Below are 15,441 nucleotides of genomic sequence, written 5' to 3' on the forward strand. Positions count from 1 at the left end.
TATAAATAATGAAGTAAATAAGACTGAAAATAATAATTCAATTTTAGGGACTTTTACTGAAAAAGAAAATTCAGATGAATTAAAACCTGCAGAGGCAGGTATAATTGTCAATTTTAAGGGAAAAGTTGCTGAAGTAATTGATGGTGGAAAAGTCAAATATATTAGAATTGAAATTACGGAAACTGATTCAAATAAATTTATGTCAGGAAATATTATTACTGTTAATACCTTTAAAAATCATAAAGTCGATGATAATGTTGAAGGTAGCGGAATTTTAGGAGAAAATAGTTTAACAAATATAAAATTAAAATAATTATTAAGGGCTGTTTAATGACGGCCCTTTCAAATTGGAGGAAAATTGGAATTTTTAAGTAGAATGGAGATAATGCTCTCATCTGAGGATATAAAAAAAATAAATTCAAAATCAGTATTAGTTTTTGGATTAGGCGGCGTCGGTGGTTCATGTGTTGAAGCACTTGTAAGGGCTGGAGTTGAAAAAATTGGCATAGTTGACGGTGATGAATATGAAATTACAAACTTGAATAGACAAATTTTTGCTACCATGAAGACTATTGGAACTAGAAAAGTAGATGCTTGTGAAGAAAGAATGTTGGAAATAAATTCTCAAGTAAAAATTAAAAAATATGATATTTTTGTTACAGAAGAAAATATATGTAGAATTGATTTTGAAGATTACGATTATGTCGTAGATGCAATTGATACGATTACATCAAAGCTTTTAATAATAAAGACTGCACATGAAAAAACCATCAAGATAATTTCTGCTATGGGTGCTGGAAATCGCCTTGATCCAACAAAGTTTGAAGTTCTTGATATCGAAAAGACTAAAAACGATCCAGTTGCAAGGATTATGAGGAAAAAATTAAAAGAAATGAACATAAAAAAGTTAAAAGTAGTTTGCTCAAAAGAGATTCCAATAAAAACTCATGACAGGACTCCCGGTTCAATTTCTTTTGTGCCACCTGTTTGCGGCATGGTTTTGGCGTCTTATGTGATTTCTGATATTTTAAGAAGTTGAAATGATGGCAAAAAAAACATATAATAATTAGCAGTAAGGAGAAGTCATGGATATAAATACATTAAACGATAAACAAAGAGAAGCACTTTTAGCGACAGAAGGTCCACTACTAATATTAGCAGGAGCTGGATCTGGAAAGACGAAAGTTGTAACTTCAAAAATTGCATATTTAATAGAAGAATTAGATGTTCCTTCATGGAAGATTTTGGCAATAACTTTCACTAATAAAGCAGCTAAAGAAATGCAAGATAGAGTTCAAAAGTTAATAGATAAAGACATCTCCTCAATGTGGATAGGAACTTTTCACTCAATATGTGTGAGAATTTTAAGAAAAAATATTGAAAGGATTGGATATAATTCAAATTTTACTATTTATGATAGAGATGATCAAATAACTGTTGTAAAGGAAGCTATTTCTGAACTTGCTCTTGATAAAGATATGTATAAACCTAGATCTATTGTAAATGATATTTCTAATATAAAAAGTGAAGGAATATCACCAGTTGAATACATGGAGCAAAATGATGATAATTTTTTCAAAAAAAATATTGGAAAAATATACGACTTATATGAAAAAAAACTTAAAAAGAATAATGCACTAGATTTTGATGACTTGTTAATAAAAACTGTGGAAATTTTAAAGGCAGAAGATGATGTTAGAGATTTTTACAGAAAGAAATTCGAGTATATTTTTGTAGACGAATATCAGGACACTAATAAAATTCAGTACAATCTTATAAAATTAATTGCAGGTACAAATCCAAATTTAACAGTAGTTGGCGACAATGATCAATCCATTTATAAGTGGCGAGGAGCAGACATAAATAATATTTTAAACTTTCATAAAGATTTTCCAGGTGCAAAAATTGTAAAACTTGAGCAAAATTATCGCTCAACTCAAAAAATATTAGATGTTGCAAATAAAGTTATCGAAAACAATGCTACTAGAATAGAAAAAAATCTTTGGACTTCAAGAGATGAAGGTAAGGATGTAGTTTATCGCGAATTTCCACATTCAAATGAAGAAGAATATGGCGTTGTAAATAAAATTATTGCGCTTAATTATAAGGGCGAAGACTTTAAAGATATGGCAATTCTTTATAGGACTAATGCACAGTCAAGAGGATTTGAAGAAGCCCTTGTGAGAGAGAGAATACCCTATAAAATTGTAGGAGGACTAAAGTTTTACGATAGAATGGAAGTAAAGGACGTCCTTGCTTATCTTCGAATACTAAATAATACCAATGACAATGTAAGTCTTGCACGAATTATAAATAGACCAAAAAGAGGGATTGGAGATACTTCGTTGTCAGATTTGATAGATTATGCAGATAACAATGCTCTTTCCCTTTATGATGTAGTTACAAATATTGACAAATTTGAAGATCTTAATATTAGGGCAAGAAAGAACATTAAGGAATTTGGTAGCATCTTAAAAATTCTAAAGGATAGGGCAGAAAATCTTTCTGTTGGAAAACTTTTTGAAGAAGTTTTATATGAAAGTGGATATGTTCATGATTTAAAGAGCCAAAATACAATAGAGGCAAAGACTAGGCTTGAAAACATTGAAGAGCTTCACTCAAATATTATGGAATACGACAGAGAGGGAGTTGAGCTTTCAGAGTATTTAAATGCGCTTTCACTTTTATCTGATGTGGATAAAACTTCTGAAGATACTGGAGTAAATTTAATGACAATGCACGCTGCTAAGGGCCTTGAATTTGACACCGTTTTTTTAGTTGGATTTGAGGAAGGACTTTTTCCAACTGGTAGGGCTCTTGAAAGCGAAGAAGAAGTTGAAGAAGAGAGAAGACTTTGTTATGTAGGTGTAACTCGTGCTCGAAACAATTTGTTTATTTCATCTTCAAGGACTCGTTCAATGTATGGAAAATTAACTCCCGCAAAGAGAAGTAGATTTATTGAAGAAATGGGAGATAAAATAGAAATCATCGAAGACAAAAGTAGAGAACTATTAGAAGTAAGAGATTACAATGAAGGCACTTCCATTACTAGACCTAAAAAATTCTTGGGAATTGAAAAGAAAGTTGAAACTTCAAAAAAATCTGATAATAAAAATGTAAATATTAATATTGGAGATAAAGTAAAGCACAAAATTTTTGGCAATGGAATGGTAGTTCAAAAGAAAGAAAAAAATGGCGATTATGAAGTTGTTATTTCCTTCGATAAAAAGGGATTAAAAAGATTAATGCTATCAGTTGCTCCTATAAAATTAATTGATTAGTTGGTGAAATATGATTGACAAAATAAAAGAAATGGATGATTTAATTTCGCAAATTGACAAATTAAACTACCATTATTATACCTTGGATGACCCTATTCTTTCAGATGCTGAATACGATAAAATTTATGACAAACTTGTAAATCTTGAGAATGAAACGGGAACAGTTTTATCCTATTCCCCAACTACAAGAGTTGGAGGATTGATTTTAGATAAATTTGTTAAGCACACACATCTAGGAAGGCTCTACTCAATGGATAAAGCACAGGGAGATGATGCTCTTCTTGCATGGTACAATCGTATTGAAAAATTTGTAAGTGATTATAATTTAGTAAATATTAACAAACTTCCAGAGCCAGAATTTATTGTAGAATTAAAATTCGATGGACTTACAATTAATCTAACTTATGAAAATAAAAATCTAGTTATGGCATCGACAAGAGGTAATGGAATCATTGGTGAAGAAATCTTGGAGCAAGTTAAGACAATATATTCTGTTCCACTTCGCATAAATTATGCTGGAAAAATAGAAGTTCAAGGGGAAGGTTTGATGCCACTTTCTGAACTTCAAAAGTACAATGAAAAATTCGATGATAAATTAAAAAATGCAAGAAATGCAGCAGCTGGGGCTCTTAGAAATTTAGACCCAAAAGTTACAAAAAAGAGAAATTTAACAGCTTTTTTCTACAATATTGGCTACATTGAAGAAGAATTATTTAAGTCAGATGATGACATAAAAGAATTTTTAAGAGAGAATAATTTTAAAGTTTCAAAATATAATTTTAAGGTAAAAAAATTTAAAGAAATAATAGATAAGATTCGTGAAATAGGAGATAATAGAGATAAGCTTGATATATTAATTGACGGAGTTACTATTAAAGTGAATGATATTGCAACGAGAAAAGCTCTTGGCTACACAAATAAATTTCCACGCTGGGCAATTGCCTATAAGTTTGAAGCAGAAGAAATATCAACAACGCTATTAGATGTTGTCTGGAATGTGGGCAGAACTGCAAAGGTAACGCCATCAGCAATACTTGAGCCAGTGGACATTGGCGGAGTTACAGTTCAAAGGGCAACACTTAATAATTACGACGATATACTTAGAAAAAAAGTTAAAATAGGTTCAAGAGTTTTAATTAGGAGATCTAACGACGTAATTCCAGAAATACTTGGAACCTTACCTAGTGATAATGAAACTCGCGAGATTGAAAGACCAAAGACTTGTCCCTATTGCGGTTCACATTTGTATCAAGATGGAGTCCACATATTTTGTCCAAACACACTATCTTGTGTGCCTCAACTTGTGTCAAGGCTTACGCATTTTGCATCGAGAGATGCCATGGACATCGAAGGTTTTAGCGAAAAGACAATTGAAAAATTAATGAAGGCAGTGAACTTAAAAGAAATCCCAGATATTTACAAATTAAAGTATGATGACATAATAAAAATTGAGGGTTTTAAGGAAAAAAGGACAAAAAATCTTTTGCGGGCAATTGAGGATTCAAAGAGACCTCATCTTTCAAATTTTATTTATGCACTTGGTATTCCAAATGTTGGAATAAAAACTGCAAGAGATCTTGCAAATCACTTTAAAGATTTTGATAAATTAAAAGACTCTAAGGAAGACGAATTAATTTCAATTGGTGATATTGGAAATATAACCGCGAAAGAAATTGTAGATTTTTTTAATGATGATAGAATAGTAAGATCAGTGGATGAACTTTTTGAACTTGGAGTTTCTCCAGAGTTTGAAGATGAAGATGATGTTCCAAAACCACTCCTTGATAAAACAATTGTAATAACAGGTACATTAGATTTGCCACGTAAGGAATTGGAAGAAAAGTTAATTTCTTTTGGAGCTAAGGTAACAGGTTCTGTTAGCAAAAGAACTGATTATGTAGTTGCAGGAGAAAATCCAGGGTCAAAATACGATAAGGCAAAGTCCTTAGGTATAAAAATTTTAAGTTTAGAAGAACTTGAAAAATTAGTAGGAGGTTTAAATGAATAAAGAAGATATTAGGCATATTGCAAATATTGCTCAAATTGATTTTTCTAATGAAGAATTAGATAAATTTGCACCAACCTTTGATGAAAATATTGAACTTGTAAATAAAATTAAGGAAATCGACACTGAGGGTGTTGAAAAAGTTTTTCAAGTTAATGGAACAGAAAACAATATTCGTGAAGATAAAACTGGAGAGTCTCTTACACAAGAAGAGGCACTTGAAAATGCCGCTACTACAAAATACGGTTATTTTAAACTTATTAAATTTGTGGATTAGGAGGGACTCATGACTTTTAGCAATTTAAGAGCCTGGGAGATAGCCCAAGGATATAGAAACAAAGATTTTTCTTGTGAGGAAGTTACAAGGGAGTTTTTAGATAATATTAATAAAAAAAACAAGGATATTAACGCATACATTACTATTACAGAAGAAATGGCGATGAAAAAAGCAAGAGAAGTTGATGAAAAATTTCACAACAGAGAAGAAATGTCCCTTCTTGCTGGAGTGCCAATTTCAGTAAAAGATAATATTTCAGTAAAAAATGTAAAGATGACTTGTGCATCTAGGATGCTAGAAAATTATACTGCTCCCTACGATGCAACTTTAGTGAAAAAAATTAAAGATAATGACGGAGTAATTCTTGGCAAAGTAAATCTTGATGAATTTGCCATGGGTGCATCAACGAGAACATCCTATTTTGGAGTTACAAAAAATCCACTTGACTTAACTAGAGTTTCAGGAGGTTCATCAGGCGGTTCTGCTGCATCAGTTAGTGCAAATATGGCTGTAATTTCCATTGGTTCAGATACTGGCGGATCAGTTAGACAACCTTCAAGTTTTTGTAAAACTGTAGGAATGAAACCAACTTATGGTTCTATTTCAAGATTTGGCATGGCGTCAATGGCAAATACTTTTGACCAACCGGGAGTAATTGCAAAGGATGTTAGAGACCTTACAATTATGTTTAACGTAATCGAAGGACGTGACGAAAGAGATGCAACTTCTGTTGGAAATCCTGGACTTAAATTTGACTTTGACTTTTCTGATGATGCGATAAAAAATTTAAAAGGAAAAAAATTCGCAATACCAAAGACTTACTTGGAAATGGACTTAAATAAAAGAGTAAGGGGAGAACTGGACAAGGCAATTGAAATTTTAAAAGAAAATGGTGCAATTGTCGAACCTTACGATATTGATTCACTTAACCACACTATTGAAACTTATAATATTTTAGTAAATGGTGAAATTGCATCTAACCTCGCTCGTTTTGATTCTATTCGTTATGGTCATAGAACTGACAAAAAATTTGATACAGTTGAAGAAATGTATCGTGCATCAAGAAGCGAAGGTTTTGGGGAAGAAGTTAAGAGAAGAATAATGATTGGAACGCACATTCTTTCAATGGAAAATGCTGACGAATTTTACTACAAGGCATTAAAAGTAAGAGGACTTATAAAAAGAGATATGGATAGAATGTTTAAAGATTATGACTTTATGATTTGTCCAACATTTCCAGTTTTACCATTTAAAATCGACGACGATATGAGTCCAATAGAAATGTACCAAGCAGATTTGTTTACAATTCCTGCAAATATGGTAGGTTCACCATCAATTTCACTTCCAATGCCATCAGCAGAAGATGGACTTTCTGTTGGAATTGAATTTACTGCAAGAAGATTTAAGGATAAAGATTTACTTCAAGCATCACTTGCTTTTGAAAGGAGTTTAAATAAATGAAATATAAAACAATTGTAGGTTTGGAAATTCACGTTGAACTTTCCACAGAAACAAAGGCTTTTTGTTCATGCAAGAACTCCTTTGGAGATGAACCAAATACAAATGTATGCCCAGTATGTTTAGCACTTCCAGGTGGCATGCCAGTTTTAAATAGAAATGTTGTTAATTATACAGTAATGGCTGGAACTGCCTTTAATTGTAAAATAAATAATAAATCAAAATTTGATAGAAAAAATTATTTTTATCCCGATTTAACTAAGGGATTTCAAATAACGCAAAATGACAATCCAATTTGTACAGACGGTTATCTTGAAATCGAAACTGATGAAGGAAACAAAAAAATTGGACTTTTTCAAATTCAAATGGAAGAAGACACTGCAAAAAGTCTTCACACAGAAGAAAATGAAACGCTAATGGACTACAATAGATGTGGCGTTCCATTAATTGAAATTGTTACTAAACCTGATATTTCCAGTGGTAAAGAAGCTCGTATATTTCTTGAAAAATTAAAATCGACATTGAGATTTTTAAATATCTCAGACTGTAAAATGGAAGAGGGCTCCCTTAGATGTGATGTCAATGTCAACATAAAGGATATGGAAACGGGCAAAAAAACTGCTATAACTGAGGTAAAAAATCTTAACTCTTTTAGAGGAGTTGAAAAGGCAATTGACTTTGAAGTAGAAAGACATATTAAACTTCTTGAAAATCACGAAGATGAAATTAGAACAACAAGAAGATGGGACGATGCGAAAAACGAAACTGTTTTAATGAGAGTTAAATACACAGCTAGTGATTACAGATTTGCACCTGAAGGAGATCTGCCAATTGTTCACATTACTGATGAAGAGATAAAAGAAATTGTTGACAAAATGCCAGAGCTTCCATCACAAATGATGGAAAGATTTGTAAAAGATTACGGCATTACAAAGGAAGATGCAGGAGTTCTTGCATCATCAAGAGAGCTTGCTAAGTTTTTTGAAGATATAGCAGCTGACTTTAAAGATTACACACTTCTTTCAAATTGGATTCAAACAGAAATCTTAAGAAGAGTAGAAATTTCTGATGATGTAGAATTTAAGCTTCCTTTTGCTAATAAAGAATTTATTGAACTGTTAAACTCAATTAAAAATGAAAAAATTAGCAATAACGCCGGCAAAAAAGTTTTGCGTGAAATGTTTGAAACGGGAAACGGCGCAAAGGAAATTATTGAAAGACTTGGTCTTGTTCAAATGACAGATGTATCTGAAATAGAGAAAATTGTAGACGAAGTTCTCAATGAAAACGAGCAATCAATCATTGATTTTAAAGAAGGAAAGGACAGAGCTTTGGGATTTTTAGTTGGACAAGTAATGAAAAAATCAAGAGGCAAGGCAAATCCAAAAATTGCAAATGAAATGCTTGTAAAAAAATTAAAGGAAAGATAATTTAAGGTGTCAAAGGTGGCACCTTTTTTATTTGCAATCTAAAACTAATTAAAAATAAATATTTTACAAATTTATTAGAAGTATTGATATAATTAGGTCATCTAAAATATAGATTTATGTTATTAATATACTTAACAAAGTTGTCATTAAATATTCACAAATTTTTACTATAATAAAGCAGGTGATTAAATGTTTAAGATTTTAGTTGTAGATGATGAAAAAAGCATTAGAGAAGTTATTAGAACTTATGCAGAATTTGAAGGTCATGAAGTTGTTGAAGCTTCAGATGGACTTGAAGCAATAGAGAAAGTACGTGAAGAAGATTTTGATGTAATAGTAATGGATATTATGATGCCAAAGCTTGATGGATTTTCTTCTTACAAGGAGATAAAAAAAATAAAGGACATTCCAGTTCTAATGCTTTCTGCCAGAGGCGAAGAGTACGATAAATTATTTGGTTTTGAAATAGGAATTGACGATTATGTTACAAAACCTTTCTCTCCAAAGGAACTTATGGCGAGATTAAATGTAATTGTAAACAGAAATAATAAAACTGAAGAAAATAATATCATGGAGTTTGAAGGTTTAAAAATTGATTTAGATGGAAGAGTTGTTTTTGTAGACGATGAAATTGTGGATTTAACACCTAAAGAATACGACCTTTTAGTTTACATGGTAAAAAATAAAAATATTGCTTTATCAAGAGACAAACTTTTAAATCAAGTTTGGGGTTACGATTTTTATGGAGAAGACAGGACAGTTGACACTCACATAAAAATGTTGAGAAATTCAATTAAGAAATATAGAAAATTTATTATTACTGTAAGAGGAGTTGGATATAAATTTGATACAAGAAATTAAAGAAATAAGGAGAGTTAAAATTGACAAGAATAGCATTCTATTTAAGTTATGGAAATATTTTGTCTTTTTTGCTGGACTGATTTTAATTTCTATTTGGCTTTTCCAAACAGTTTTCTTGTCAAGTTTTTACGAGACAATGAAAATTCGCGAAGTTACAAAAGTTGGCAACGAGCTTAGAAGTGATTACAATTCTAAGGACTTTGAAACTAAATTATCCAATTATGCTAATACAAAGGGACTCGAGATAAAGGTATTAGATGAAAATGGCGCTTGGGTTTATCCCTTGAGATTATTTGACGAATTTGTTGAAAGACCTAGAATGATTTGGGAAAATTTCGATAAGTTTTTTGGATCACTTAAAAGAGATAATAGGACTTATAAAATTTATACAGTTAGGTATGAAAATTTAAAGGATCCATCAATTATTTATGCAGGTTATCTCGGAAACACAGATGGAGAGGAATATTACCTTTATATAAATTCAGTGTTAAAACCAGTTGATGCAACAGTTGATGTCATAAGAAGAATTTTAGTTATTATATCTTTTTTGGCCCTTATTTTTGCATCTATTACTGCATATTTCGTTTCAAAAAGACTTTCAGGACCTCTTGTAAGGATGTCAAATACAGCGAAGGAACTTGCCAAAGGCGATTATAAAGTTCAGTTTAGAAAGGGCGAATACACAGAAATCGACGATCTTTCCAATACTCTTAACTATGCAAAGGATGAATTAACAAAGACAATTGAAATGAGGAAGGATTTAGTGGCAAATGTAAGTCACGATTTAAAAACTCCGCTTACTGTTATAAAATCCTATGGCGAGATGATTAGGGATATCTCTGGTTCAAACGAAGCTTTAAGAAATAAGCATTTAGAAACAATAATTAATGAAGCAGATAACTTAACAGCTTTAGTAAATGATTTGTTAGATTTATCAAAAATTGAATCTAATCTTGAAAAAATAAAAAAAGAAGAGTTTTGCCTTGAAGATTCAGTCTATGAGGTTCTCGATAGATTTAAAATTAATAAAAATTATTCCGATTATAAATTCGAAATTGATTCAAGTGGAGATACAAGGATATTAGGCGATAGGTCAAAGATAAATCAGGTAATCTATAATTTAATTAATAACGCAATAAATTATTCTCCAGTGAATAAAAATATAGAATTGGTGATCAAGGGTGACGAAAATAAAACTGAATTTCATTGCATTGACAAAGGGATTGGCATAAGAGAAGAAGATATAAATGGAATTTGGGACAGATTTTATAGAGTTAGAAATAATCACACTAGACCAGAAATTGGCACTGGCCTTGGTCTTTATATTGTAAAGACTATTATGGATCTTCATGGATACGAGTATGGCGTTCATTCAAAAATAAATGAAGGTTCAGACTTTTATTTTATTGGAAATAAATAATTAAAAAATTTAATAAAGTTTTGAAATCGACTAGAGATAGTCGATTTTTTTGTATTTATATAGAAAATCTAATTTGTATAAAATTTTTTAAAATTGCAAAAAATAATGCCATTGGTCCCATATTAAAAAAAGAAATTAAAGTACTAGAAAATAGCAAGTATATGTAGTAAAATTAACTTAAGTGGAGCAAAATGGATTAAAAAGTAATATAAATGGAATAAAGTGGAGAATAAAATGTTAATAGGTGAATTTAGACATAACCTAGACCCAAAAGGGAGAATTACAATTCCATCAAAATTTAGAGATGACCTTTCTGTATTTGTAATGACAAAGGGTTTAGATAACTGTCTATTTTTATATCCAAAGGAGCAATGGGAGAAAATTGAAAACAAATTAAAGGAACTCCCTATGACAAATAAAGCTGTAAGATCCTTTGTGAGAACATTTTTTTCTGGTGCTGTTGATTGTGTGTTAGATAAACAAGGAAGAGTGCTTATTGCAGAAAACTTAAGGGATTATGCAAATTTAGATGATAAGTGTGTAATCATAGGTCTTTCCAATCGTGCAGAAGTTTGGTCTGAAGAAAACTGGAATAAATACAATGAAGAAGAAGCACTTTCTTATGAAGAGCTTGCTGAAAAAATGTCGGAGTTGGGAATATAATGGATTTTTCACATAAAAGCGTACTTTTAGAGGAAACGATCAATGGGTTAAATGTTAGAAAGAATAAAATCTATCTCGATGGGACTCTTGGAGGAGCTGGCCATAGTTATGAAATTTTAAAAAAATTAGAAGGCACTGGACTTTTAATAGGAATTGACCAAGATGAAGAGGCGCTAAAGGCAGCTAGAGTTAGACTTTCTGAATTTAAAAATGTTGAATTTTTTAATTTAAATTACATAGACTTTGAAGAAGCACTTGATGCACTTGGTATAGATAAAATTGATGGAGTTTTATTAGATATTGGAGTTTCTTCTTATCAATTTGACAATCCAGAAAGAGGATTTTCATATAGATTTGATGCACCACTTGATATGAGAATGGATAAGGATTTAGAAATTTCTGCTAAAGATATTATAAATACATATAGTGAAGATGAGATTACAAAAATTATAAAAGAATATGGTGAAGAGAAATGGGCTTCCCGAATTTCCAAGTTTATTGTGGATTATAGAAAAAACAAAAGTATTGAAACTACTTTTGAACTTGTTGAAATAATAAAAAATGCAATTCCTGCATCTGCGAGAAGAAATGGACCTCATCCAGCAAAAAGGACTTTCCAAGCTCTTAGAATCGAAGTTAATAAAGAGCTAGATGTTCTTAAAAATTCAATTGACAGATTTGTAAATAGGTTAAATCCTGGTGGTAGAATTGCTATAATTACATTTCATTCCTTAGAGGATAGAATTGTAAAAAATTCTTTTAAATATTTGGAAAAGGACTGCATATGTCCACCAACATCTCCAATTTGCACTTGCGATAAAAAGAGAGAAATCAAAATTATCACTAGAAAACCAATTACTGCAAGTGAGGAAGAGTTAAAAGAAAATAACAGATCTCACTCAGCTAAACTAAGAATTGCCGAAAAATTAGAGGTGTAAAATGGCAAAAAAATTAACTAAAATTTCAAATAAAAGTTATAATAGATATAAGAATAATCTTTTAAATAATAAGCCTTTTATTTTTACTTTGGCAATTGTTACAATTGTTTTGATTGCAATTTTAATTTTATACTCTCAAATTGCAGGTCTTGATAGAGAAATTTTAAAACAAAAGGCTGAAATAGATGAATTAAATAAAACTAAGATAACTCTTGTAGGTGAAATAAAAGCTGTAAAATCTTCTGCGCAAATTGCTGAAGAAGCTATGTATAAACTTGGGATGGTTTATCCTTCCGAGGATCAAATAGTTTACATTGATTCAAAGGAAGAAAAAAACTTAGGAGATATTAATTACAACGTATTTTTAAGCCCAATTGTATCTGTTCTAAGATCCTTTACAAGAGATTAGGAGGATATATTGAAAAATAATAAGGTTAAAGCTAGAGATAGAAAAAAAGAAAGTGGATTTAAAAGGCACACAAATAATGCCAATAAATTCATATTTATATTTTTTATCTTTCTAGCTTTTTTATTTGTAGCTGTAATCGCAAAACTTTTGTATATTCAAATTGTTCAATCGGAAGATTTAACTATTGCTGCTCTTAACCAACTTACTAGGACAGAGGTTATAAATTCTAATCGTGGCATTATTTACGATAGAAATAAAAAGGAGATGGCGATAAATATTACTAAGTGCAATATTTTCTACAATTTAGATTTTTTGACACAGGGTAAGGACGAAAGTAATAGCGATTTTAAAAGTAGAAAAGAAAAATTATATGATGAAGATGCAAAAATTATTTCTGATGTTACTGGATTAGATTATGACGAAATAAGAGGGAATATGACTGGCGATAAAGTTGTGAGAGTCGCCACAAATATTGATCGAGCGAAAGCAAATGAGTTAAAGGATTTAAGAACAAAAATTGCAAAAGAAAATCAAAGCAAAAAAACTAATAAAAATCAAAGTTTAATGGCAATTTCTATTGATGATGTAACGAGAAGACTTTATCCTTTTAATAATCTTGCTTCTTATATAATTGGATTCACAAATGATGAAAATGTTGGACAATATGGGATTGAGGCGAGCTATGACGAAGAACTTTCTGGGATTTCTGGTAAAAGTGTTTCATTAAAGGACAACGCATCAAATAAGATTCCTTTGACAGATGAAGAAACTTATGCTCCAAAAGAAGGTTATTCTGTAGTTTTATCGATAGATTCAAACATTCAACAATTCGCAGAGACTGCTGCAGAAAATGCAAAAAAAGAAAATAATGCAGATAAAGTTTCTGTAATTGTGCAAGATACCATGACGGGCGAAATTTTGGCAATGACAACTAAGGATGATTACAATCTAAATGATCCAAGGGCTCCTATAAATGAAAAACAAGAAAAAGAATGGAATAACTTAAATGAAGAAGAAAAAATGGATGCCCTATACGAAAATTGGAGAGATTTTAACGTAAATGACCAATATGAACCCGGCTCAATTTTTAAACTTATTACGGCTGCAGCTGCTATTGAAGAAAATACTTCTCAACCAGATTCACAGTATTATTGTAATGGTTGGATGAAAATAGGAGATAGAAAATTATCTTGTACAAGTCCAACTAGAGGAACAAAAACTCTCGCAAAGGCAATTGAAGAGTCCTGTAACATGACTATGATACAAGTAGGTCAAGGTTTAGGAGCTGAAAAGTTTTTAAATTACATCCAGGCTTTTGGATTTGGTAGAAAAACAGGTATAGAATTATATGGTGAGTCCGTAGGGTTAATTCCAGCATCTGCAAAGGAAATTAGCATAGTAAAACTTGCAACAATGTCTTATGGGCATTCAATTGCAGTATCTCCACTTCAACTTGTAAATGCAGTGAGTGCAATTTCAAATGGTGGTTTTCTAAACAAGCCAACACTTATAAAGGAATTAGTGGACTCCAATGGAAATATAATTGAAAAAAAGAAAACTGATCTTAAGAGAAGAGTAATTTCCGAAGAAACTTCAGATAAAATGAAGTATATGATGAAAAGAGTAGTAGATAGTGGAACGGGGAAATTAGCACAAGTACCAGGTTATCAAGTTGGAGGAAAATCTGGTACAGCAAATATCGCAACTCAAACAGGTTATTTAGATGCATACAATTCATCTTTTGTCGGAGTCGCTCCTCTTAATGCTCCTAGATTAACTGTACTTGTTGTAGTAAATAATCCTAAAGGGGCAATACTAGGTGGTGCTGTTGCTGCTCCAGTAGTACAAGAAATTTTAAGTAAATCTTTAAATTATATGAAAATTCAAAAAACTGAAGAAGTAAGCGAAAAAGAAGATTTTGTATCAGTGCCTGATGTTGAAGGATTGCTTTTAGAAGATGCCGGAAAAACTTTATTAAAATCTGGACTTAGATTTAACACTAATGCTGAAGGTGTAGAAAATTATTCAGTGGTAATAAATCAAAGTCCATCACAGGGATCATATGTAATTAAAGATACAATAGTTGATTTAGCTGTAAATGATAAAGATAGCGGTATTTTGATAATGCCTAATTTATCAAGAAAGAGCAGAAAAGAAACTGAATCTATTTTAAAATCTATGAATATAGAGTATAATATCAAGGGAAATGGCGACTTTATATCACAAAGCCCTAGAGCTGGGAAAAAATTGTCGGGCGACGAAACTGTTACAATTAATTATTCAAAAAGAAATGACGAAGAAGATTTGAATGAGGGAAATTCTAAAGTTAACAATAGTGCCGACACAAATAGTAAAAATGTAAAGGAAGAAAGCTCTAGCAACAAGAAAAATTTATTGCAAGATAAAGAAGATACTGTTAAAAAGGAAAAGACAGTGAACAATAAAAATTCAAATAAAGAAGACAATACAAAAAATAAAAAAAGGGATTAGGATAAAAATAATATGAATTATTTAGTTAATTTAGCATTGGGTTTAATTTTTTCATTGATTTTTGGAAGAATTTTAATCCCAATATTAAAAAGATTGCACGCAGGTCAAAGTATAAGAGAAGATGGACCACAAAGTCACATGATAAAAAGCGGCACACCCACAATTGGTGGATTAATATTTTTATCTTCTGTAATAATCACAACTTTACT

General features: G+C 31.0%; 12 protein-coding genes and 2 pseudogenes. All 14 read left to right on the forward strand.

All coding sequences use genetic code 11. From position 1 onward, the window contains the following. A pseudogene (locus MR285_RS01265) lies at window positions 1-313 on the forward strand (S-layer homology domain-containing protein); the annotation flags it as partial. 45 nt (window positions 314-358) lie between these two features. Further along, the gene (locus tag MR285_RS01270) at window positions 359-1,039 is read left to right on the forward strand and encodes a tRNA threonylcarbamoyladenosine dehydratase (protein WP_293557309.1); all 681 of its coding nucleotides are present in this window, start codon (window positions 359-361) and stop codon (window positions 1,037-1,039) included. 46 nt (window positions 1,040-1,085) lie between these two features. Beyond that, complete coding sequence (locus MR285_RS01275; protein ID WP_293557310.1) at window positions 1,086-3,281, forward strand: ATP-dependent helicase; 2,196 nt, start codon at window positions 1,086-1,088, stop codon at window positions 3,279-3,281. Between the two features lie 10 nt (window positions 3,282-3,291). Next, a complete protein-coding gene (ligA, locus tag MR285_RS01280) occupies window positions 3,292-5,289 on the forward strand; it encodes an NAD-dependent DNA ligase LigA (RefSeq protein WP_293557311.1) in 1,998 nt (665 codons plus the stop codon). Next, window positions 5,282-5,563, forward strand: a complete 282-nt coding sequence (gene gatC, locus MR285_RS01285) for an Asp-tRNA(Asn)/Glu-tRNA(Gln) amidotransferase subunit GatC (RefSeq protein ID WP_293557312.1) — start codon at window positions 5,282-5,284, stop codon at window positions 5,561-5,563. The genes ligA and gatC overlap by 8 nt, the downstream gene beginning before the upstream one ends. A 9-nt stretch (window positions 5,564-5,572) precedes the next feature. Further along, the gene (gene gatA / locus MR285_RS01290) at window positions 5,573-7,024 is read left to right on the forward strand and encodes an Asp-tRNA(Asn)/Glu-tRNA(Gln) amidotransferase subunit GatA (protein WP_293557313.1); all 1,452 of its coding nucleotides are present in this window, start codon (window positions 5,573-5,575) and stop codon (window positions 7,022-7,024) included. Next, entirely contained in the window at window positions 7,021-8,451 is a 1,431-nt protein-coding gene (gene gatB, locus MR285_RS01295) for an Asp-tRNA(Asn)/Glu-tRNA(Gln) amidotransferase subunit GatB (RefSeq protein ID WP_293557314.1), read from the forward strand. Before gatA ends, gatB begins: the two co-directional genes overlap by 4 nt. 189 nt (window positions 8,452-8,640) lie before the next feature. Beyond that, window positions 8,641-9,312 (forward strand): response regulator transcription factor, encoded by a 672-nt coding sequence (locus MR285_RS01300; RefSeq protein WP_293557315.1) that lies wholly within the window; start codon window positions 8,641-8,643, stop codon window positions 9,310-9,312. Continuing rightward, window positions 9,296-10,732: a HAMP domain-containing sensor histidine kinase gene (locus MR285_RS01305; protein WP_293557316.1), complete on the forward strand. Its 1,437-nt coding sequence runs from the start codon at window positions 9,296-9,298 to the stop codon at window positions 10,730-10,732. The genes MR285_RS01300 and MR285_RS01305 overlap by 17 nt, the downstream gene beginning before the upstream one ends. Before the next feature lie 234 nt (window positions 10,733-10,966). Then, entirely contained in the window at window positions 10,967-11,395 is a 429-nt protein-coding gene (mraZ, locus tag MR285_RS01310; protein WP_293557317.1) for a division/cell wall cluster transcriptional repressor MraZ, read from the forward strand. Next, on the forward strand, window positions 11,395-12,333 hold the full coding sequence (rsmH, locus tag MR285_RS01315) for a 16S rRNA (cytosine(1402)-N(4))-methyltransferase RsmH (protein ID WP_293557318.1): 939 nt from the start codon (window positions 11,395-11,397) through the stop codon (window positions 12,331-12,333). Before mraZ ends, rsmH begins: the two co-directional genes overlap by 1 nt. Before the next feature lies 1 nt (window position 12,334). Continuing rightward, entirely contained in the window at window positions 12,335-12,742 is a 408-nt protein-coding gene (locus tag MR285_RS01320) for a septum formation initiator family protein (RefSeq protein WP_293557319.1), read from the forward strand. Between the two features lie 9 nt (window positions 12,743-12,751). Further along, a complete protein-coding gene (locus MR285_RS01325) occupies window positions 12,752-15,232 on the forward strand; it encodes a penicillin-binding transpeptidase domain-containing protein (RefSeq protein ID WP_293557320.1) in 2,481 nt (826 codons plus the stop codon). 12 nt (window positions 15,233-15,244) lie between these two features. Then, a pseudogene (locus MR285_RS01330) lies at window positions 15,245-15,441 on the forward strand (phospho-N-acetylmuramoyl-pentapeptide-transferase); the annotation flags it as partial.

It is taken from the genome of Peptoniphilus sp. (assembly GCF_022767005.1).
Taxonomy (GTDB): domain Bacteria; phylum Bacillota; class Clostridia; order Tissierellales; family Peptoniphilaceae; genus Peptoniphilus_A.

Coding starts and splice junctions, on each gene's coding strand:
- MR285_RS01275 (WP_293557310.1), top strand. CDS start 1,086: ATGGATATAAATACATTAAACGATAAACAAAGAGAAGCACTTTTAGCG.
- ligA (WP_293557311.1), top strand. CDS start 3,292: ATGATTGACAAAATAAAAGAAATGGATGATTTAATTTCGCAAATTGAC.
- gatC (WP_293557312.1), top strand. CDS start 5,282: ATGAATAAAGAAGATATTAGGCATATTGCAAATATTGCTCAAATTGAT.
- gatA (WP_293557313.1), top strand. CDS start 5,573: ATGACTTTTAGCAATTTAAGAGCCTGGGAGATAGCCCAAGGATATAGA.
- gatB (WP_293557314.1), top strand. CDS start 7,021: ATGAAATATAAAACAATTGTAGGTTTGGAAATTCACGTTGAACTTTCC.
- MR285_RS01300 (WP_293557315.1), top strand. CDS start 8,641: ATGTTTAAGATTTTAGTTGTAGATGATGAAAAAAGCATTAGAGAAGTT.
- mraZ (WP_293557317.1), top strand. CDS start 10,967: ATGTTAATAGGTGAATTTAGACATAACCTAGACCCAAAAGGGAGAATT.
- rsmH (WP_293557318.1), top strand. CDS start 11,395: ATGGATTTTTCACATAAAAGCGTACTTTTAGAGGAAACGATCAATGGG.
- MR285_RS01320 (WP_293557319.1), top strand. CDS start 12,335: ATGGCAAAAAAATTAACTAAAATTTCAAATAAAAGTTATAATAGATAT.